At 75.0% G+C, this 20576-nt stretch carries 17 protein-coding genes; 4 read left to right on the forward strand and 13 right to left on the reverse strand.

The window, feature by feature from the left end:
- Window positions 1–31: 31 nt before the first annotated feature.
- The 4 genes from J5Y04_RS01245 to J5Y04_RS01260 all read right to left on the reverse strand — a co-directional run bounded on the left by J5Y04_RS01245 (window position 32) and on the right by J5Y04_RS01260 (window position 3903).
- Window positions 32–832 carry an ABC transporter ATP-binding protein gene (locus J5Y04_RS01245; protein ID WP_209409119.1) on the reverse strand — a complete coding sequence of 267 codons (801 nt, stop codon included), beginning with the start codon at window positions 830–832 and terminating at the stop codon, window positions 32–34.
- A complete protein-coding gene (locus tag J5Y04_RS01250; RefSeq protein ID WP_209409967.1) occupies window positions 829–1635 on the reverse strand; it encodes an ABC transporter permease in 807 nt (268 codons plus the stop codon). Before J5Y04_RS01250 ends, J5Y04_RS01245 begins: the two co-directional genes overlap by 4 nt.
- Window positions 1636–1763: 128 nt before the next feature.
- Window positions 1764–2786, reverse strand: coding sequence for an ABC transporter substrate-binding protein (locus J5Y04_RS01255; protein WP_209409123.1), 1023 nt, complete (start codon window positions 2784–2786; stop codon window positions 1764–1766).
- 76 nt (window positions 2787–2862) lie between these two features.
- Window positions 2863–3903, reverse strand: coding sequence for an ABC transporter substrate-binding protein (locus J5Y04_RS01260; RefSeq protein ID WP_209409135.1), 1041 nt, complete (start codon window positions 3901–3903; stop codon window positions 2863–2865).
- A 459-nt stretch (window positions 3904–4362) separates the two neighbouring features.
- Between J5Y04_RS01260 and J5Y04_RS01265 the strand changes: the two genes are divergently transcribed.
- Window positions 4363–5145, forward strand: a complete 783-nt coding sequence (locus tag J5Y04_RS01265; RefSeq protein WP_209409138.1) for an IclR family transcriptional regulator — start codon at window positions 4363–4365, stop codon at window positions 5143–5145.
- A 186-nt stretch (window positions 5146–5331) separates the two neighbouring features.
- Here the strand turns inward: J5Y04_RS01265 and J5Y04_RS01270 are convergent, their stop codons facing one another.
- From J5Y04_RS01270 to J5Y04_RS01295, 6 genes are all read right to left on the reverse strand, one after another.
- On the reverse strand, window positions 5332–6153 hold the full coding sequence (locus tag J5Y04_RS01270; RefSeq protein WP_245203965.1) for a winged helix-turn-helix domain-containing protein: 822 nt from the start codon (window positions 6151–6153) through the stop codon (window positions 5332–5334).
- A gap of 82 nt (window positions 6154–6235) precedes the next feature.
- On the reverse strand, window positions 6236–6541 hold the full coding sequence (locus J5Y04_RS01275) for a hypothetical protein (protein WP_209410091.1): 306 nt from the start codon (window positions 6539–6541) through the stop codon (window positions 6236–6238).
- Between the two features lie 553 nt (window positions 6542–7094).
- Entirely contained in the window at window positions 7095–7730 is a 636-nt protein-coding gene (locus J5Y04_RS01280; RefSeq protein ID WP_209409142.1) for an ATP/GTP-binding protein, read from the reverse strand.
- The gene (locus tag J5Y04_RS01285) at window positions 7711–8190 is read right to left on the reverse strand and encodes a DUF742 domain-containing protein (protein ID WP_307852865.1); all 480 of its coding nucleotides are present in this window, start codon (window positions 8188–8190) and stop codon (window positions 7711–7713) included. Before J5Y04_RS01285 ends, J5Y04_RS01280 begins: the two co-directional genes overlap by 20 nt.
- Window positions 8187–8606, reverse strand: coding sequence for a roadblock/LC7 domain-containing protein (locus J5Y04_RS01290; protein ID WP_209409145.1), 420 nt, complete (start codon window positions 8604–8606; stop codon window positions 8187–8189). The genes J5Y04_RS01285 and J5Y04_RS01290 overlap by 4 nt, the downstream gene beginning before the upstream one ends.
- Window positions 8603–11566: a nitrate- and nitrite sensing domain-containing protein gene (locus tag J5Y04_RS01295; RefSeq protein ID WP_209409149.1), complete on the reverse strand. Its 2964-nt coding sequence runs from the start codon at window positions 11564–11566 to the stop codon at window positions 8603–8605. Before J5Y04_RS01295 ends, J5Y04_RS01290 begins: the two co-directional genes overlap by 4 nt.
- A 520-nt stretch (window positions 11567–12086) precedes the next feature.
- Between J5Y04_RS01295 and J5Y04_RS01300 the strand changes: the two genes are divergently transcribed.
- The 3 genes from J5Y04_RS01300 to J5Y04_RS01310 all read left to right on the forward strand — a co-directional run bounded on the left by J5Y04_RS01300 (window position 12087) and on the right by J5Y04_RS01310 (window position 16926).
- Window positions 12087–13916: a long-chain fatty acid--CoA ligase gene (locus tag J5Y04_RS01300; protein ID WP_209409153.1), complete on the forward strand. Its 1830-nt coding sequence runs from the start codon at window positions 12087–12089 to the stop codon at window positions 13914–13916.
- A 255-nt stretch (window positions 13917–14171) separates the two neighbouring features.
- The gene (locus tag J5Y04_RS01305; protein ID WP_245204078.1) at window positions 14172–15344 is read left to right on the forward strand and encodes a polysaccharide deacetylase family protein; all 1173 of its coding nucleotides are present in this window, start codon (window positions 14172–14174) and stop codon (window positions 15342–15344) included.
- A gap of 703 nt (window positions 15345–16047) precedes the next feature.
- Entirely contained in the window at window positions 16048–16926 is an 879-nt protein-coding gene (locus tag J5Y04_RS01310; protein WP_209409161.1) for a nitroreductase/quinone reductase family protein, read from the forward strand.
- Between the two features lie 205 nt (window positions 16927–17131).
- On the opposite strand, the gene J5Y04_RS01315 is transcribed toward J5Y04_RS01310, so the two are convergent.
- The 3 genes from J5Y04_RS01315 to J5Y04_RS01325 all read right to left on the reverse strand — a co-directional run bounded on the left by J5Y04_RS01315 (window position 17132) and on the right by J5Y04_RS01325 (window position 20286).
- Window positions 17132–17932, reverse strand: a complete 801-nt coding sequence (locus J5Y04_RS01315) for an SGNH/GDSL hydrolase family protein (protein WP_374105932.1) — start codon at window positions 17930–17932, stop codon at window positions 17132–17134.
- A 598-nt stretch (window positions 17933–18530) separates the two neighbouring features.
- A complete protein-coding gene (locus J5Y04_RS01320; RefSeq protein WP_209409164.1) occupies window positions 18531–19175 on the reverse strand; it encodes a hypothetical protein in 645 nt (214 codons plus the stop codon).
- A gap of 205 nt (window positions 19176–19380) precedes the next feature.
- Complete coding sequence (locus J5Y04_RS01325; protein WP_209409166.1) at window positions 19381–20286, reverse strand: hypothetical protein; 906 nt, start codon at window positions 20284–20286, stop codon at window positions 19381–19383.
- Between the last annotated feature and the right edge of the window lie 290 nt (window positions 20287–20576).

Genomic DNA, 20576 nt, shown 5'->3' on the forward strand with positions numbered 1-20576 from the left:
CGGGCGTCGGGTCGGGGTCCGGCAGCCGCGGTCAGTGGACCCCGAGATCGGCGAGCAGGCGTCGGCGCAGTTCGGCGAAGGCGGGGTCGGCGGGGTCGCGCGGGCGCCCGACCGTGACGCGCTCGTCGCGGACGAGCCGGCCGTCCCGCAGAACGGCGACGCGGTCGGCGAGCCGGACGGCCTCCTCCACGTCGTGGGTGACCAGCAGGACGGCCGGGCGGTGGCGGCGGACGAGGTCGCCGACCAGGTCCTGCATGCGCAGCCGGGTCAGCGCGTCCAGGGCGGCGAACGGCTCGTCCAGCAGCAGAAGTTGCGGCTCGCGGACGAGGGCCCTGGCGAGCGCGACGCGCTGCGCCTCGCCCCCGGAGAGGGTGGCGGGCCAGGCGCCGGCATGCTTCTCCAGGCCGACCTCGGCGAGCGCCCGCAGGCCGGTCTCCCGGGTGGCCGCGCCGCGCGGCAGGCCGACGGTGACGTTGGCGAGCACCCGCTTCGAGGGGACCAGCCGGGGCTCCTGGAAGACCACGGTGCGCACCGGCGGGACGAGGACGGTGCCGGCGTCGGCCCTGTCCAGGGCGCCGAGGATGCGCAGCAGGGTGGTCTTGCCGGTGCCGCTCGCTCCGAGCAGGGCGACGAACTCGCCGCGGGCGATGGAGAGGTCGACGCCGTCCAGGACGGCCCGGGTGCCGAAGACCCTGCGCAGCCCGCGCAGGTGGACGGCGGGGCCCCCGGTGGCGGCCGGGAAGGCGGCCACCGGCGCCGCGGGAACGGCGGCCGGGACAGTGGTCGGGGTGGCGGCCGGGAAGGCGGCCGGCGTGGCGGTCGGGGTGGTCATCGGCCTGCTCCTTGGGTGGCCTTGCGCCAGGGCATCAGAAAACGTTCCAGGACACGGACGAAGCCGTCGGCGGTGAGGCCGAGCAGCCCGTAGATCAGGATGCACACGGCGAGGACGTCGGTGCGCGAGTAGTTCTGCGCCTGGGCCATCAGGTAGCCGATGCCCTCGGTGGAGTTGATCTCCTCGGCGGCGATCAGGGCGATCACACTGAGCGTCATCGAGAGCCGCAGGCCGGAGAGGAGCGAGGGCAGCGCGCCGGGCAGCACCACTGTGCGCACGACGGCCCAGCGGCCGAGTCCGAAGCTGCGCATCGCCTCGACCAGCTTGCGGTCGGTGTTGCGGACCCCACCGGAGGCCGAGACGTACATCGGGAAGCTGGTCGCGACGCCGATCAGGGCGATCTTCGCCGTCTCGGTGATGCCGAACCAGACCATGAACAGCGGCACCAGCGCGAGGAACGGCACCGTCCGCAGCACCTGGACCGCCGAGTCGAGCAGCTCCTCGCCGAGCCGGAAGAACCCGGTGACCACTCCGAGGACGAGCCCGGTGGCGGCGCCGAGGAGCAGGCCGAGGCCGGCCCGGGTGAGCGAGACGGTCAGCGCGTCGACGAGCTGGCCGTTGCCCCAGAGCTCGCCGACCGCCTCGGCGACCTGGGCGGGCGAGGCGAGCACGTCCTGGGTCAGCGCGCCGGTGGCGGAGGCCAGCGCCCAGCCGCCGAGCAGGGCGAGCGGGCCGATGGTGCGCAGGGTGACGGCGAGGGCCCGCGGGCGGGGTGCGGGCAGCCTGGTCCGCGGGGCGACCAGTCCGGCTTCGAGCGCGGCCGCGGTGCCGTCGTCCTCGGCCGCGCTCGCGGTCGCGCTCGCGGTCGCAGCCGTGGTGTCCGTAGGGGCCGTGGTGTCCGCGGTGGCGGCGGCCTGCGTCGTGGCGGCGCTCACCTGGCACCGTCCGAGAACGTGCTGATGTCGATCAGGTACGGCTTGACGTCGACCAGCTGCTTGGTGACCTTCTGGTCGGCGAAGAACCGGGCGACGGTGCCGAAGCGGGCGATGTCGGCCTCGGAGATCACGTCCGCGGCGGCGCCCTGCCTCGCGACGGCGACCGCGACCTCCTTCTCGGCCGCGGTGACGGCGGTCGGGCCGGAGTCGGTGAAGACGTTGAGGTAGGCGGCCGGGTCGGCCTTCTCCTTGAGGCCGTTGTCGTGCAGGTAGGTGTAGAAGGCCCTGACCACCGCCGGGTGCTTGTCGGCGAAGCCGTTGCGCACCGCCCAGACCGCGTAGTTGTCGGAGCCGACCTCCTTGCCGGTGGCCAGGAAATGCGCTCCGGAGTTGGCGATCGCCGGGGTGGAGAAGGTGTTCCAGGTCGCCCAGGCGTCCACCTGGCCCGAGTTGAAGACGCCCGAGGTCTGGTCGGCGCGCAGGTAGACGCGCTCGACCCTGTCGACCGGCACGTTGTTCTTCTCCAGGGCCTTGAGCAGCAGGTACTCGCTGGTGCCGCCCTGGGAGACGGCGACCTTCCGGCCGACCAGGTCCTGGACGGACTTGATGGGCGAGTCGTTCTTCACCAGGATCCCCTCACCCGCCCCGTCCGGGGCGGTCCGGGCGAACAGCTTGAACCCGGGCTTCTGGGCGAGTGCGGCGACGGCCGAGGTGATCGAGCCCTGGGCGACGTCCAGCTGGTCGGCGGAGAGGGCCTGGGCCGCGGGGGCGAACGGGCCGGCGCTGCCGGTCCAGGCGGCCTTGGCGTGGACGGCGGCCAGGGCCCTGTCCAGCGAGCCGTCCTTCTTGCCGAGGGCGAGGAAGCCGTTGTTGCCCGGGTCGGGCAGGCGCAGCACGACGTCGGCCCCGGCGCCGCCGTCGGCAGAGGCCTTGGCCCCGTCGGCGGACGAGCCGCAGGCGGCCAGGGCGGTGGTGGCGAGCAGCGCGGCGGCCGCGAGGGCGGGGCGGGGGGTCTTCACTGGTGGCTCCAGGTGGGGTCGGCAGGTGGGTCGGGAGGCCGCGCGGGTGGTCGGAGGGACCGCGCGGCTGGCGCCGTCAGCCGCGCGCGGCGGCCCGGCGGCGTTCGAGCAGCTCGCGGGCGGCGCGCAGCGGCTCGGGGTCGGTCCAGGTGCGGACGTCGACGGGCGCGTCGAGGAAGCCGTGACGGTGCAGGAAGCGCTCCTGCTGCGCCAGCAGGCCGAGGCGCTCCCCGGAGAGGTCGAGGTGCAGGGTGCGGTGGCTGCCCGCCGCGTAGGCCCCGGTGACGCCCTCGGCGCCGGCGCCGGTCTCGGCCTGCAGGATGCGGCCCACCTCGGCGGGGTGGTCCGCGGCCCAGTCGGCGGCCTCCAGCAGGACGGCGAGGAAGCGGGCAACCAGCTCGGGGTGGTCGTCCAACAGCCGCTGGTGGACGGTGATCGGCCGGGGTGTGCCGTTGTTGACCCGGGTGCGGCGCTCGGGCACGGCGTCCAGCTCGACGGCGACCTCGGCACCGATCCGGCGGGCCGCCTCGACCGCCAGCGCACCCTTGACGTAGACGGCGTCCACGGTGCCGGCGCGCAGTGCGGCCAGCTCCGCCGCCCACTGCCCGCCCCCGGGGAGGGCCGGGACGTCCACCAACTCGGCGTCCTCCAGGGCGAGTCCGGCGAGCGAGAGGGCACCGTTCAGGCCGGCCAGGGCCATCGCCCGCCAGAAGTCGATGCCGATCCCATGACGTGGGACGGCAAGTCGCAGGCCGCGCAGCTGTCCGGGCCCGGTGATCCCGCTGCCGGAGCGGACCAGCACGACCTGGCGCTCCTCGATCCAGGTGAGGCCGATCAGCCGGGTCCGCTCGCCGCGCGAACGGGCCCAGAGCGCGGGGACGTTGCCGCCCTCACGGACCAGGCCGGTGAGCGCGTGGGTGTAGTGGTGGTCGACGGCGACCTCCGGCGGGGCCTCCTGGAGCGAGCGGACGGTGATGCCGTCCGGCGCGAACTCCCGGGCGAGCCAACCCCGGTCGGCGGCGATCCCGGTGGCGGTGGGGACGGGGCAGCGGGTGAACCAGAGGGTGTCCGGGGCTTCGGACGTCGCCGGGACGGCGGTGCGGGCGTGGCTGGGCACGGTGGCGGGATTCCTCTACGGGTGGGTGTGCACGGGCGCGGCGGGGCGCGGCACGGACGTGGGACGTCGGGACGTCGGGGGCGGCAAGGCGCCCGACGGGGCGGGAGGGGCGTCAGCGACAACAGGCGCAGGGGGCGGGGCACCGGCGGGTCGTCACGGCGCTGCTCCTTCCTGCGGATCGGGACCATCGATGCGGGCCGGCGGAGAGGGACCGTCGGGCCGGCGGCGGCCGGACGCGCATGCTTCCGGCGGGCGCTTCGGACGGGGCCGTCCGGTGCGATGTGCCGAGCGTTCCACGGCGAGGGAGCGCGAAGCAAGCTATTGCCACATGATGGGATCACTTGTTCATGAACGCCATTCCATTGCAACATCACCGACATCATCCCGAAGCATCAGCTGCCCTAGTCTGGAGCCGACTTCGGTGAACCGGCCGGAGCGCCGGACAGAACGAGAGGTGTCATGGCCGACGCCGTCACCGCCGTCCAGAGCCCGCCGGCCGGCGCACAGGCCGTTCAGCGGGCCCTGGGGCTGCTGCACTGCTTCCACGACAACGGCCCCGACCTGAGCGCCTCGGACCTGGCCCGCCGGATGGGACTGTCGGTCTCCACCGCGCACCGCCTCGCCCGCACCCTCGTCAGCGCCGCGTTCCTGGAGCAGGACGAGCAGACCGCCCGGTACCGGCTCGGCCCGGCCGTCGCCGAACTCGGCCAACTCAGCTTCCACCAGCGCGGACTGCACCTCGCCGCACCCGAACTCGACCTGCTCGCCAGACGCACCGGCGCCACCGCGGACCTCGCGATCCGCAGCGGTCCGCACGCGGTGATCCTGGTCGGCGCCTCGGTCCGCCCGGACACCGGGCTCGGGCTGCGCCGGCCGCTCCACTCCACGGCCCTGGGCAAGGTCCTGCTGGCCTGGCCGCGGCCCGGCGACGCCGGGGCGGCCGCGATCGGCCCGCTACAGCCGTTCACCGACCGGACGATCACCGAACCGGAGCTGCTGGCCGCGGAGTTGGTGAAGGTCCGCACCGCGGGCCACGCGCTCAACGACGGCGAGTCGGCCGCCGGCGTCCGGACCGTGGCCGTCCCGGTACTGGACCGCACCGGGCAGGCCCGGTTCGCGCTGGCCGTCCGCTCGACGCCGGCCCACCTCACGGACGACCGGCTGGACTGGTTCCTCGGTCACGCCAGGACCTGCGCGGGTGCGCTCTCCGTCCTGCTGCTGCCACCGGACCAGCGCGCCTGAGCGGCGGGCCCGGTGAGCGGCTCCGGCCCGGGCCTCGCGCCGGGCCTCGCATCGGGCCGACGCGCCGGGCCGGCCACTCCGGGGGCCGCCGACACACCGGTGCGGGCCGGGCGTTCAGGGTGAACGCCCGGCCCGCACCGGCTGGTTCGCTTCAGCGGCGCCCCGTTCGGGCGGCCGCGCCCGGAATCAGGCCACCGGGGTGTACTTGTATCCGACCCGACGGACCGTCACGATGCTTTCGCGGTAGGCCGATCCGAGCTTGCGGCGCAGCCGCGCCACGTGCACGTCCACCGTGCGGCCGTCGCCGACGTGGCCGTAGCCCCAGACGGCGGACACCAGGTGGTCGCGGGTGTGGACCCGCTGCGGGTGCTCGGTCAGGTGGGCCAGCAGCTCGAACTCCAGGTAGGTGAGGTCGAGCAGCCGCCCGTCGACGTAGGCGTTGCGGCGTTCCACGTCGACGGTGATGCCGCGGCCGGCCGGCCGCACCGGGCGGACGGCGGCGGGCCCGGCGGACACCCCCGCCGGGAGCCCGGCGGCCGGAACCGCGGACGACACCCGGGCGGCGCCGGCGGCGGCCGTCGAAGCCGCGGCGACGGCAGTCGGGCCGGCCGGGGCGGACCCGCTCTCGGCGGGCACCAGCACCAGGTACCCGACCATCGGATGGCCGGCCGCGCTGCCGAACTGCGCACCGAACTGCGCGCCGTACTGGGCGAGCAGCGCCTGCGGCAGCGCACCCTGCGGAAGTGCGGCGACGACGGTGGCCCCCTCCGGCAGTGCGGCGAGCAGGGCCTGCGGCGCCGGGACGCCCGGTACGGCGCCGGCCGCCGGATGCGCCGGGGCGGCCACCGGATGCGGCTGGACGGACGGCTGCTGGGGAACGGCGGAGTGCTGCGGACCGGCGGGGTGCTGGCCGTGCCATCGCTCGGCGGTCGAGGGGACGGACCGGACCGCGCGCAGGTGCGGGGTCGCGGCGGGAAGGGGGAGGGTGGCGGTGGAGGTGGAGGACATGGTGCCGCTCATTTCGCGCGTGACGGACGGGGTGGAGTCGTCTTGCGCGTCGACCGGGCGTACTGCCGGGGCTGATTCGAGGTCAGCGGGCGGAGTGCCGGGACGCGCTGGGCGAGCCCGGACACGTCTGGTCGAACAGGTGCGGCTGCCGGGACGGCCAGAACGGCTTGAGGTCGAGGTGACCTCGGGCGCCGTCCGCGACGGTGTCCCTGCGGCCGTTCGACCCGGCGAACGGACCACTGCTCCGTGCCCGCCGCACCGCCTCCGCCCCGCCGACGACACCGACGACGGCGCCGGCGGCGACCCCGTCACCGGCGACGGCGAGGGTGGGAACGGGGGCTGGGACAGGATCGGGGACGGGGGTGGAGGTGGAGCAGAGGAGGTTCACTGGTGCTCTCCGCGATGCGGGTCCGGGGCACGGCACGGCGCCGGACGGGGAGACGTCCGATGCGGCCGGGTCGATGATTTGACGGATCGTCACATGGCGGCCGACGCGACGACCCGGCAACCGTGGGGTGCGGGGCGTGCGGGGCCGGCCGGGGGATCCGTCGGAAGTGCGGGGACGGGCCGGGCCGTCACCGACAACAGGCGCTGCAGATCAACGCGTGGTCGATGTACCGGCGGATCGTCAGCGCCGGGGCGACCGGGGCGGGGACGGGCACGGCGGCAGTGCGTCGCTGGTCGACGGTCACGGCTCTGCCCTCCCCCTCATTGCTGTCGATCGCCTTGCGGTCGATCGCCCTACTGCCGGCCACTCTGTCGTGAATCGCGCCGACGCGAGTTCACGGTGGCGTGCATCGCCGCCGGACAGGTCCGCACGGCCTTCGTCGACAGAGCCTTCCATGCCGCGCCGGTCAAGGCAACCTCCCGGCGCCCGAACGTCCGGGATGCGGACGCCGAAATGAGACGACGGCCTCCCGGCCCCCTCGGCGGAGCCTCCGTCAGGCCCGCGCCGGGGCGCGCCGGGACCGCTCGGCGGCGTGCTCGACCAGTGTGACCAGCAGGTTCTTCCCGTCCTCGCGGCGGCGCGCGTCGCAGAGGACCACCGGGATGTCCGGGTCCAGGTCGAGCGCGTCCCGGACCTCCCCGGGCGTGAACACCTCGGTGCCGTCGAAGCAGTTCACCGCCACCACGAAGGGGATGCCGCGCTGCTCGAAGAAGTCCACCGAGGGGAAGCAGTCCGCGAGCCGGCGGGTGTCGGCGATCACCACGGCGCCGAGCGAGCCGCGTGCCAGCTCGTCCCAGACGAACCAGAACCGGTCCTGGCCCGGCGTGCCGAAGAGGTAGAGCGCGAGCCCGGGCCGCAGGTCGATCCGGCCGAAGTCCATGGCCACGGTGGTGGTGCGCTTGGCCTCCACACCCGAGGTGTCGTCCACCGGGCGGCCGAGCTCGCTCAGCTCCTCCTCGGTGCGCAGCGGACGGATCTCGCTGACCGAACCGACCAGCGTGGTCTTGCCCGCGCCGAAGCCCCCCGCGACCAGGATCTTCACGGCGACGCCCGGACCTCCCCGCCACTGCGGGTCGTCGGTGTTCCCCCGTTGCTCACGGGGCTGGTGGTCAGAGCGCACGGAGTCCATTGATCACGTCTCGCAGCAGGCGCTCGTCCGGCAGCTCGGCGAGCGGAACGGGTCGGGTGACGCTGATCAGCTCGGCGTCGTAGAGGTCGCCGAGCAGCACTCGGACCACACTGACCGGGAGGTCGGTGTAGGAGCCGAGTTCGGCGACGGACAGCGGCTCCCGGCGGCACCAGGCCAGGATGGTCTGGTGCTCCGGGTCGAGCACGTGCGCGGGTACGGCCCCCGCGTCCGGCCCGGGCTCGGCGGCGGTGACCAGCGAGATCAGGTCGAACAGGCCGTCCTCGACCGGCCGGGTGCGGCCCCGCGTCATCGAGTAGAGCCGCACCACCGGGCCGGCGTCGTCGTCGAACCAGCGGTCGTCGACCGGGGTTCGCGCTTGGAACAGGTCGACGTCGGGCTCGTCCCCGCCCGGGTCGTCCTGTTCGCGCGTCGGCTCCTCCTCCGCCATCGGGCCGCTCATCTCCCCGGCGGGGCGGCTTCGGTACGCGGCTCGGCGGCCAGGTGCTCGCCGACCCGCTTGACCAGCAGGGCCATCTCGTAGGCGATCTGGCCGATGTCGGCCTCGGCCTCGCTCAGCACCGCCAGGCAGCTGCCGTCACCGGCCGCGGTGATGAAGAGGAACGCCTCGTCGAGCTCCACCATGGTCTGGCGCACGCCGCCGACCTTGAAGTGGCCGCCGGCGCCCTTGGCCAGGCTGTGGAAGCCGGCCGCCACGGCGGCGAGGTGCTCGGCGTCCTCGCGGTCGAGGTTGCGGGAGGCCCCCGTGGCCAGCCCGTCACTGGAGAGGATCACCGCGTGGCGCAGGGCCGCGACGCGTCCCACCAGGTCGTCCAGGAGCCAGTTGAGGTCCCCGGATGACTGCGTCGTAGTGGTCATGAATCTGTTCCTTCCGCTGGAGCGGGTGGTGCGGGCTGTGCTGGTCGTACGGGCTGTGCAGGTGGTGCCGTTGGTGAGGGTGTTGACGACGGGGTCCGGGCCGCGCGCGGCACCGGGGGTGCGGATGGCACGCGGCGGGCGAGCGGCGCCGAGCCGGTGGCGGGCGGGGCGGGCAGCGCCGCCGGCGCGGGCGCCGGGCTGATCGCCCGTCGGGCCGGGTCCGGGGGAAGCCAGGCGGGTACGGCGACGGGCCGGGCGGGCGGGGACACCGGCGGGGTGCCGGCGCCGCTGGTGGCTCTGCTGCCGGCGCCGCGCCCGCGGGTGTAGCCGCGCTGGAACGAGGTGAACGTCGCCCGCGCCTCCTCCGGCGAGCGTTCCCGGGCGGCCTCGGCGGCGCCGGCCTGCCCGGTGCCCCGGGAGGCGTCCTGTGCGGCGCGCTCACGCAGCTGCGGCGCGAGGCTCGCCTGGCGGACCCGGCGCGGCAGCGTCCTGACACCCGCAGGGGCGGCGTCCCCCAGCGCCGGGGCAGCTGCGACGGCAGGCCCGGCGGCCGGGACGGCGGTCGGAACGGCGGTCGGCGGAACGGCGGTCGGGACGGCGGTCGGCGGGACGGCGGTCGGGACGGCGGCAGGCGTGACGGCAGGAGCCTCCGCCGGCCCCTCGGCAGGTGCGGCGGCCACGTCCTCGCGGCGGTGCCTTCCGGTGCCCGGGGAGTCCTCGTCGACGGGCGTCGGCACCAGCACCGGGCCGCCCTTGGTCCGGGAGCGCCGCGGCAGCCCGCCCGGGGTCCGGGCCGGCTCGGGCGCCGACGGGCGCGGCCCGCCGCTCACCCGGTGACGGCCGCCCTGGCCCGCCACCGCGCCACCGGTCCGGCGGTCCTCCGCCCTGGCGGCGCCCTGCCCCTCGTGCTCCTCGCCGCTCAGCGCCGGCACCGCGACCAGGTCGCGCTGCCCTCGCCGGCCGGGCACCGCACGCTGCCCGGCAGCGGCGGCGGCTCCCGGAACACCGGCAGCCGGAGCACCGGCGGCGACGCCACCCGCCGAGGGCGGCTCCGCCAGCCCGTCCGGCGCCTCCGCCAGCAGCTCGCGCGGGATCAGCACCACGGCCGTCGTCCCCCCGTACGGCGAGGGCCGCAGGTGGACCCGGATGCCGTGCCGGCGGGCCAGCCGGCTGACCACGAAGAGGCCCAGCCGGTCGGTGTCGGCCAGGTCGAACTCCTGCTCCACGGCGAGGCGTTCGTTGATCTCGGCGAGCGCCTGCTCGCTCAGCCCGAGGCCGCGGTCGTCGATCTCCAGCGCGAAGCCGTGCGCCACCACCTCGCCCTGGACGGACACCTGGGTGCTGGGCGGGGAGAACACGGCCGCGTTCTCGACCAGTTCGGCCACCAGGTGGGTCACGTCGGCGACCGCGCTGCCGAGCAGCCCGGTGCCGGGGAACGGCCGGACGGTCACCCGGGCGTAGTCCTCCACCTCGCCGACGGCGGCGCGGACCACGTCCACCATCCGGACCGGCTTGCGCCAGGCCCGGCCGGGCGAGCCGCCCGCCAGGATGATCAGGCCCTCGGCGTGGCGGCGCATGCGCGTGGTGAGGTGGTCGACCTTGAAGAGGTCCTCCAGCTCGGCCGGGTCCTCGGTGCGGCGCTCCATGGTGTCGAGCAGGGTCAGCTGGCGGTGCAGCAGCACCTGGCTGCGTCGGGCCAGGTTGACGAAGACCGCGGAGACGCCGCGCCGCAGCTCGGCCTGTTCGACGGCGGCCTCGACGGCGGCCCGCTGTACGGCGTTGATCGCACGCCCGACCTGGCCGACCTCGGCCGGGCCGAACTCCAGTTCCGGCGCCTCGACCGCGACGTCCACCGCCTCGCCCTTGCGCAGGCGCAGCATCACCGAGGGCAGACGGGTGCCGGCCAGTTCGTTGGCGGCGTTGCGCAGGCCGATCAGCTCGCGGGCCAGGCCGCGGCCGATCCGGTAGGAGATCACCACCGACAGCACGACGGCGACCAGGCCGATCACACCGGCGATGCCGCCGCGCCAGAGCATGCCGATCGCGTACGAGCGTTCGCGGTCGCCGATCGCCACGGCGAGGCGCGAGTTGATCGCGGCGAGGTCGCCCAGGGCGCGGTCGGCGGTGTCCCGCCAGGAGTCGCCGTTGATCGCCTGGACCACCCGGTCCGGCCCGCCCGCGCCGACGAAGTCCGCCTCGGCCCGGGCCAGCGCCGCCCAGGCCTCGCCGCCGCGCAGCGCGATGTAGTCGGTCTGGTCGGCCGGTTCGAGCTCGGCGATGTAGACGGTGAACAGCGCCTGCTGGTTGTGCAGGGCGTCCAGCGCCACCTGGTACTGCTCGGCGGTCGGCCGCCCGGGCGCGGTGCGCAGGCCCTCCATCGCCGCGTCCTCCTGCGCGAGGTACTCGCGGGCGCGCGCCAGCTCGATCAGGATCGTTCCCTGCCGCGGGAGTTGGCCGCTCTGGCGGGCGACGAACGCGGACCGGAAGCCGAAGGTGGGCTTGATCAGGTCGCTGTACTGGCCGAGCGCGAACTCCCAGTTGAGCGCCGAGCGGTTGATCTGCCCGCGCAGCGGGGCGAGCTGGTCGGCGGCGGCGAGGATCTGCACGTAACGGCCGCGCTGCGCGGTGTCGAGCCGGCCTCCGCCGCTGTCCTTCTTCTGCCGCAGCACGGCGAGACCCTGGTCGGTGACGGCCTGGGCGTGCTCGAAGGCGTCCCGGGCGGCCCGCGAGGACGGGTCGGCCAGCCGCTGGACGGCGGCGCGGCGCTCGCTCTGCAGGTCGGCGGCGTACTGGTCGACCGGCGTCCCGAACTCCTTGTACGTACTGCTGACCTCCAGCCGGCTCCAGACGTCGCCGGTGGTGGCGAGCGTCGCGTACGCCCACAGGGCGGTGAGCGCGACGATGGGCACCAGGAGCAGCGCGATGATCTTCGCGCGGATCGAGCTGCTGCGCAAACGCATGGAGTCCTCGGTCGGGAAGTGCCAGGCGCGGACGGGGAGCGGATCGAGGGGTCGGCCGGGGACGGCCGCGACGGGACGGCTGTGACAGGCGGACGGCGGGCGGGCGGGTCGGACAGGCAGGTCGGACGGATGGTTGGCAGGCGGATCAGGCCTGGCCGGGAGGTCCCGGCCGCAGGTCTGCGAGAGCCTACTACGCCCTGACCACTCGTTCGAGGGTCGAACCCGTCCTCTGCTCCGCTTCACCCCGGCCGTGTCCGGATCGTCCCCGACGTCCCGGATTCGCCCTCTCCCGCGTCCGTCCCCCGCCGCCGCGGCCGCGGGCCGCCACGGCACTTTCCCAACGGGCCGGTGCCGATCTCGGCGCGTCACGGTCACACCCCTGGGCAGTGACAGTGCAATCCGATAGTTTCGCTCCCACCTGCCCGACCGGTCAGCGCACCGCCGATCCGGACGCCCGTAGGGGCCCGGCAAGGCCCGCACGGGCCCGGCAGGCAGGGGACGCAACGGGATCGGGGGCAATGTGCGCGAGTTCACCACCCCTGCGCCGGCCGGACCACCGGCCAGTGGCGGGCTGGCCGACTCGCTCTACGACACCGCGGAACGCACGCCGGGGCTGGTCCAGCTGGCCCGCCGGGACGGCGACGACCAGGAGTGGCGGGGAGTCACCGCGGCCGCCTTCCGGGACGAGGTACTGGCGCTGGCCAAGGGCCTGCTCACCCGGGGCGTCCGCTACGGCGACCGGGTCGCCCTGATGTCGCGCACCCGCTACGAGTGGACGCTCTTCGACTACGCGCTCTGGTCGATCGGCGCCATCCCCGTCCCGGTCTACCCGACGGCGGCCCCCGAACAGGTGCGCTGGATCCTGGCCGAGACCCAGGCGGTGGCCTGCCTGGTCGAGGACGAGGACCACGCCATGACGGTCGGCGCGGTCTGCGACGCTCTGCCGGACCTCACCGGGATCTGGCAGCTGGACCGCGGCTGCGTCGCCGCGATCACCGAGGACGGGCGCGGGGTGCCGGACTCGCTCGTCCACCGCCAGCGGCTCGGCGTCGCGCCGGACAACATCGCCACCGTCGTCTACACCTCGGGCACCACCGGCCGGCCCAAGGGCTGCCTGCTCACCCACGCCAACCTCGCCGCCGCGGCCGACGCCCTGCTCGACGGCTGGGGCGACGTCTTCCAGGACACCGGCGGCGCCCAGCCGTCCACCCTGCTCTTCCTCCCGCTGGCGCACGTCTACGGCCGGATGGTGCAGGTCGCGGCGGTCCGCGGCGGCTTCCGGATCGGGCACATCCCCGAGGTCGCCACCGAGGTGCTGCTGCCCGCCCTGGCCTCCTACCGGCCGACCTTCCTGCACGTCGTCCCGTACGTCTTCGACAAGATCTTCCAACGGGCCCGGCGGGCGGCCGAGGAGGCCGGGCGCGGCGAACTCTTCGAACAGGCCCGGCAGGTGGCCGTCGAGTGGGCCGCCGCCCGCGAGCAGCGCGCACTCGGCCACGGGCCCGGGCCCGGCCCGAAGGTGCGGCTGCGCCACCTGGCGTACGAGCGGACCGTCTACCAGCGGCTGCGGGCGGTGCTCGGCGGCCGGGTGCGCGGCGTGATGTGCGGCGGCTCCTCGCTCGGCCGGGAGCTCGGCCTCTTCTTCACCGGCATCGGCCTCGACCTGTACGAGGGGTACGGCCTCACCGAGACCTCCGCCGCCGTCACCGCCAACCCGGCGCGGCGGCAGAAGCTCGGCACGGTCGGCCGGCCCGTACCGGGCGCCACGGTGGCGATCGCCGACGACGGCGAGGTCTGGGTGCGCGGCCCCGGCGTCTTCGACGGCTACCTCAACCACCCGCAGTGCACCGCCGAGGCGCTGTACGACGGCTGGCTCGGCACCGGCGACCTCGGCAGCCTGGACGAGGACGGCTACCTCACCATCACCGGCCGCAAGAAGGACCTGATCGTCACCAGCAGCGGCAAGAACCTCGCGCCGAGCTCCCTGGAGGAGCGGGTCCAGGCCCATCCGCTGGTCTCGCAGTGCCTGGTCGTCGGCGACGACCGCCCGTACGTGGCCGCGCTGATCACGCTGGACCCGGCCGCGCTCGCACACTGGCTGAAGTCGCACGGGCGCGAGCAGCTCGACCCGTGGGCGGCCCTCGCCGACGAGGAGCTGCACGCCGAGATCCAGCGGGCGGTGGGCGCCGCCAACACCGCCGTCTCGCGCGCCGAGTCGATCCGCGCGTTCCGGCTGCTGCCACGGGAGTTCGACGTGGACCAGGGACTGCTCACGCCGTCACTGAAGCTTCGGCGCGCCGCGATCACGGAGTACTACGAGCAGGACATCGAGGAGCTGTACGCACCCTGACGGTGCGTCTTGTCCGTTGTGCCGCACGGTGGATGACTTCTGCGGCTTCGGCGCGCGCGGCGCGCGGTTCACCCGCCGGTCCCTTGACGATCCGAGTGGTCCAGTCCATTGTTCTGCCACGGTCCGAGTGCGGCACGCCGACGGCTCCCACCCCTCGGGGAGCGCTCCACCCCGCTCCACCCCGCTCCACCCGCCCTCCCCACGGGCGTGGTCCCCCACGGTCTCACGGCCCCACGCAGGAGTCCTCACGTGTCCATGTCCTCCCGCCCGTCCGCGTTCCCGCGGCGGTCCGCACGCCTGTCCGCGCTGGCCGCCTGCGCGTCGCTCGCCGTCTGTGGCCTCGCCGCCCCGGCGTCCGCCGAGCCGGTCGCGGCAACGGCAACGGCAACGACCCCCGTCGGCACCGCTGCCAACCTGGCGACCAACCCCGGCTTCGAGATCCCCGCCTCCTCCTTGGCCGACTGGGGCAGCGTCCCCGGCTGGCGCTGCACCGGCGGCCCGGCCGAGGCCGCCGTCACCACCTCGGCCCCGCACTCCGGCGGCTCCGCCCTCGCCGTCACCCCGGCCGGCGACGACTCCAACGGCGAGTGCGCCCAGACCGTCTCCGTCCAGCCCAACACCACGTACACCGCCTCGGCCTGGGTCCGCGGCGCGTTCGTCCACCTGGGCGCCACGGGCACCGGCCGCGACGTCGCCCCCGCCTGGACGGAGACCACCCACGGCGGCTGGCAGCAGCTGACCACCCGTTTCACCACCGGTCCCGACGCGCACACCGTGCGGCTCTACGTCCACGGCTGGTACCAGCAGGGCCCGTTCGCCGTCGACGACGTCCGGGTGGACGGCCCGGCCCCGGCCCCCGCGACCGGCTCCGGCTCGGTGCCGACCACCGACAAGGTGGTCTTCTTCACCGTGGACGACGGCTGGCAGCGCACCCCCGAGGCGGAGAGGTTCATCACCGACCACAAGCTGCCGATCACCGCCTTCCCGCTGCCGATGCCGGCCGCCACCGACCCCGACTTCTTCCGGCGCGTCACGGCCGTCCCCGGCTCCTCCGCGCAGGACCACAGCGTCTCCCACACCGACCTGACCAAGCTCTCGCCCGCCGAGCAGCAGGTCGAGATCTGCGACGCCCGGGACTCGCTCACCCGCATCTTCGGCACCGCCCCGACCGTCTTCCGGCCGCCGTACTTCGCGTGGAACGCCGACACCCTCCAGGCGGCGGCAAACTGCGGCATGCGCACCGTCCTCACGGCGGACGCCGACTTCAGCTGGGGCGCCTCCAACATCTGGCACGAGGGCACCCTGTCGCCCGGTGACGTCGTGCTGATGCACTGGACCGACACCCTCGCCGGCGACCTCCAGCGCGCCCTCGCCGCCGCCGACGCGGCCGGCCTCAAGCCCGCCGGTCTGAGCTCCTACCTGCACTGACCGGTGCGGGGCCGCTCCGCCGATCCCGGGGGGACCGGCAGGGCGACCCCGGGCCTGCTCCGGGCGCCGGGTCCACGGCCGGCGCCCGGAGCCTGGCCCTGCACGTGCCTTGACCTTGCCCCCGCCCCTGCCCCTGCCCCTGCCCCTGCCCCTGCCGGCAGCGGCGGCGGCGGGTTACGGTCGGACGCCGAAGACCCGGTACACCACCCGTCGAGCCGCCTGCCGAAGGCCGCGGCCGAGGTGATGCCCTGCGCCGGGATCGGGCCGGCCTCGTCGCCCGACAGGAAGTCCACCAGGCCGGCCGCGCGCCACCGGCCGGTCCGCGCGGCCAACTCCCCGGCCGCCCGGTCGATATCGGCCATGCGTTCCATGCCGGGATCGTCCACCACCCACCACCGGTCGGGCACCTGGGTTTCGCGACGCCGGCCCCCAGCCCGACGATCTTGCTCGTTGACAGGCGGCCGGGCGGATGGCTCTAATGTGAGGCGTGCAGCGTGGCGTCGGCCAAAGAGAACTGGGCCGGCCGACAGCCGAGCGGGCACCTTTCACAGAGGGACGATGCGCGATGAGTTCTTACTCCGCTCCCCTGATCTGACGTCAACGGCTGCGACGGCGCCCGCCCGCGGGCTCCCTTCTGCCGCGCCCGTGCGCAGGTGCGCCGCCGCCGCCTTCACTCCCCCTTGTTCGGAGATCCCACAGGCGTATGCCCATGTCTTTCAATCAAGCGATCATCGAGGAATTCCGCGCCAACGCCGGAAGGGTCGGCGGCCCCTTCGAAGGCGGCGACCTGCTCCTGCTGACCACCGTCGGCGCCCGGTCCGGGCAGGAGCACACCGTGCCGCTCGGATACGTACGGGCGGACGGGCTGCTGCTGGTCGTCGCCTCGGCGGCCGGCGCTCCGGAGCACCCGCAGTGGTACCGCAATCTGCTCGCCCGGCCGGTGGTGCGGATCGAGCTCGGGTCGGAGGTGTTCGAGGCGGTCGCGGTGCCGGCCGAGGGCGCCCGGCGGAACCGGCTGTTCGAGGCGGTGGTGCGCGTCGCGCCGGGGTACGGCGACTATCAGGCGCACACCGCACGGGTACTGCCGGTGGTGGTGCTGGAGCGGCCCGAGGCGCAGCCGCGTGAGGTGGCCACCCTGGCGGACAAGCTGCTGGAGGTCCACGCCTGGCTGCGCGCCCAACTGCGGCACGTCCGGACCGAGACGGAGGCGCACTTCGCGGCCGGGCCCGCGGGCGAGGGCCGGCCACCGGGCCTCGGGCTGCAGATCCGCCAACACTGCCTCGCACTCTGCGAGGGGCTGACCCACCATCACAACGGCGAGGACGCAGCGATCTTCCCCGCGCTGGCGCGCAGCCATCCGCAGCTCCGGGAGACGCTCGTGCGCCTGGGCGAGGAACACCGCTCGGTCGGCCGGATCAAGGACGAGCTGGTGGGGCTGCTGGCCGGGATAGGGGTGGCCGAGCCGGAGCGGTTCCGGGCCGAACTGACGCGGCTGTCGGCCGAGCTGGAGGCGCACCTGGACCACGAGGAACGGGAGCTGCTGCCGGTGCTCGCCGGCATCCCGTTCCCGCCGAGGCCCTGAGGGACCGGGGTGATGAGGGACCGGACCGCCGAGGGGCCGGGCCCCTGATGGGGGTGGGCCGCCGGCCCCGTGGCCGCCTGCCCCCACCCGGAGGACGGGTGGGGGCAGGCGGGCCCTACCGGAACCGGCGGACGCGACCGGAGCCGCGCGGCCTCACCAGGTCCGGCGGGCGCCACCGAACCGGTGGCGCCAGGCCCGGGTTCGGCTACACCTGGGCCGAGAAGACCGGCAGGTAGCCGCCCGAGTGGCCGGCCGCCTTCGGGTGGTAGCTCTCGTCGACGGGCAGGGTGGTGCTGTTCAGCCAGGTGGTGCTGGAACCGCAGATCTCGTGCTCGGTGAAAATGCTGCGGACGTCACCGAAGGCGAAGCCCGCATTGGCGGCACGCTTGGCGATGACGCCGTCCAGGACGTCCGCCGCACTGTTGATGGCGGAGCGCTTGGTGTCGCCGATGCCGAAGATGCAGCTGCCGCCGATCTTGTAGAGGTGGGGGTAACCCAGCACGACCACACGGGCGTTGGGGGCCTTGGCGTGGATGGCCGCGTAGACCTGGTCGAGCTGGCCGGGCAGGGTGTTGTTGGCGTAGTTCTTCGCGGTGGCGACGGCGTTGAGGCAGGCGCTCTCGGTGTCCAGCACGCAGGTCTGCATGGTGCTGGCGAAGCCCGCGTCGTTGCCGCCGATGCTGATGCTGACCAGCGTGGTGCCGGAGTTCAGCACCGAGAGCTGGTTGTTGAGGACGTCACCGGTTCTGGCGCCGGAACAGGCGACGAAGGAGAAGGACGACGGCGCGTGCGCGTTCTTCCAGAGGTAGGGGTAGGCGTTGGTGCTCCGCTTGCAGCTTCCGCTTTCGCTCGTGTAGCTGCCGGCACCGACGCCGGAGGCGTAGGAGTCCCCCAGGGCGGCGTAGTTGACACCGGCCGCGTGGGCGGACGAGGCGGTGAAGAGGGTGGTCAGGGTGAGGAGTGCCGCGAAGGCGGCGACTGACATGGAGCGGGTGGGGCGCAGCATGACACCTCCAGAGAGTGACGTGAGTCACAGAATTTGATACCAGGCAGTAGGTATCCCGGGAAGTGGTCATGCCAAGGCAATTGACGGTCGGTCGGACGGACGCGAGGTGAACTGCGCCACGGTCAAAGGAAAGTGCGCTGGCCAGGCGCCCTGGACAAGGTCCGCGGCACCCCGCCGCAACTCACTCGTCCGGAGGAGCGCCCGGCAGCGCTGTGGAGGGTTTCCGGGACACGTCGGCGGCGGTCACGGGTGCTCCGGTCGGATCCACGGGTACGCCGAACGGGTCCACCGGGGGTCCACCGGGGCTCCGCCGACTGGGCCCCCGGGTGCGCCGGATGCGCCGGATGCGCCGGCCGGACCCCCGGGTACGCCGACCGGACCCAGGGCGGTCCGCCCGGCCGGCCTCACGGGCGCGCCGGCGTGGAAGCCTCCCGCCCGGCTCCCCGACCGGCCATCCGGTGTGCTGCCGCTCCCGGCATCGACGCGCGGCGTCCGGTGGGCGGCACGGCACCCAGCGGGCCCGCGCGGCGACGAGGCGCACGTCCGGAGGTCGACGTGGTGGAGCAGCCCGCCGGGGGTGTGCCTCCGCGGCTCCCCGTCACTCCCCGCCGGGGTGAGCGGCGCCGGCGCTGCCGCGGACCGCCCCGGGGAAGACCTCGCAGCCCTCCGCCGGGAGCTCCTCGATCGCCTCGTTGGCGGCCGCGGGCACGCCGAGCCACCGGACGCCGGCCGACACCGCCGCCCGGGCCTGCCGCAGGCCGGGCGCGCCCCAGCCGAGCAACTCGACCGCGAGGCCGGGCGCGACCAGCAGCCTCCGGTAGTGCCGGCCCGATGCCGGGTCGGGCGCGCTCGGACCGACGGCCCGCAGCGCCGCGGCCATCCGGACCCGCGCGCACTCGTGCCCGCCGTTGGCCGAGCCGACCCGGTCGTAGAGGTAGCCGAGGTAGTACGGCGTGCCGATCAGCGCCTGGGCCTCCTCGGCCGCCTCCCGGGCCAGGGCGGAGCCCGGCTCGCCTTCGTCCTCGGGCTCCAGCGACCCGCCCGGGAGCGAGACGATGCCGTCCTTGGGGTTGACCAGGGTCAGCACCCGGCCGTCGGGGGCGAACAACCAGCCCCACGACTGCTTCACCGGCAGTCCGTCGGGCACCTGCTCCCCGGGCCGCCACGGCCAGCCCGCGGTGGGACGCCGTCGCACCTTGCCGAGCAGCTCGGCGATCTCCGCGCTGTACTCGATCCGGCTCATGCGTCCCCCTTTCGGTGTCGGGCTCGCCGGACCGGCGGTGCGCGGGGAGGACCTGCGGTGCGCGGTTCAGGGCGGAGCGGCCGGAACGACGGCGTGGGGCACCGCCGGCTCCTGCTGTTGATCTTCCCCGAAATCTTCCCCGAACAGGCGGTCGATGAACAGTCCCCAGCGCCGCTTGGTGGACACGGAGGTCCTAAGTCCCTGGTCACCCCAAGGGCTCACCGCCGTCCTCGCGCACCCCGCCGGGGCCGGCCCCGTCACCCGGCGCCGCACCCGGCGGCACGGGCCCCGGCTGCCCAGGGCCCGGCAGTGCGAAGCCCGGCAGCGGCACGGCGCCCGGCGGGAACGGCAGGCCCCGGCCGACGTCGTCGGCGAGCGAGTCGAACACCTCCTGGGCGGACATCGGCCGCATCCGGCCGCCCTCCAGGGCCCAGCCCCGCACCTCCTGCCCGCCCGGCGCCGCCGGATCGCCGTGCAGCAGCAGCGCGCCCGCGCCGCCGGCGGCCACGCCCGCCGCCAGGGTGACGCAGAGCGCCTCGGTGTCCCGGCCGGCGTCGAGGAGGCGGCCGCCCCGGACCCGGACGTCCGCGGCGGCGGTGAGCTCCTCGCCGTCCTCCGGCCCGTGACACCGCAGGGTCAGCAGGTGACGCCCCTCCCCGGCCCCCTCCGCCACCGCCAGGAAGACCGAGGTGACGTACGTCATGACCGCGACCATCCGGGGCTGCCCGGCCGGGCCCTCGCCGAGGGCGTCCAGCAGCGCGGTGCAGGCGATGGTGATCCGCACCCTGGCCCGGTGGTCGTCGGCCAGCGCCGGGAGCAGCCCGGCCAGCCGCTCCCCCGCGTAGACGAAGGGCTCGCCGGCCAGCTCCGGGTCGGCCGCGTACGCGACGCGGGCGGCCGCGCCACCCGGGTCGAAGCCGAGGGCCTCGCAGTAGTCCTCGTAGTCGGCGGGGTCGAGCACCCGCAGGTGCACCTCCACCCCCTGTCCGCACAGGGCTCTGAGCTGGGACTCCGTCCGGCTCAGGTACTCCCGGAAGGCCAGGCCGCCGAACAGGCCGTGGCGGGCCAGGCCGGCGAAGTCGGCCTGGCGGACGGCCAGCGCGACCGCCACCGGCAGCGGCGGCGGAGCCCCGCGCGCCCGGCCCCGCTGCCGTGCCCGGCCGCCGGGCCCACCCGGACCTCCGGTGCCGCCGGGGCCGCCCGGACCCGCTCCGCCCGCACCTCGCACGCCGCCGCCCGTCGGCCGGGCGCCGCCCCTCCCGGCGGACCACCCGCCCGACGACGGACCACCCGGCGGGCCGCCCGCGCGACCGCCCCCGGACGGCCCGGCCGGCCCCGGCCGCCGCCCGGACACCCGACCGGACGACCCCGGCCGCCCGCCCGTACTCGCGCCCGCTGTAC

Source organism: Kitasatospora sp. RG8 (genome assembly GCF_017813315.1).
GTDB lineage: Bacteria > Actinomycetota > Actinomycetes > Streptomycetales > Streptomycetaceae > Kitasatospora.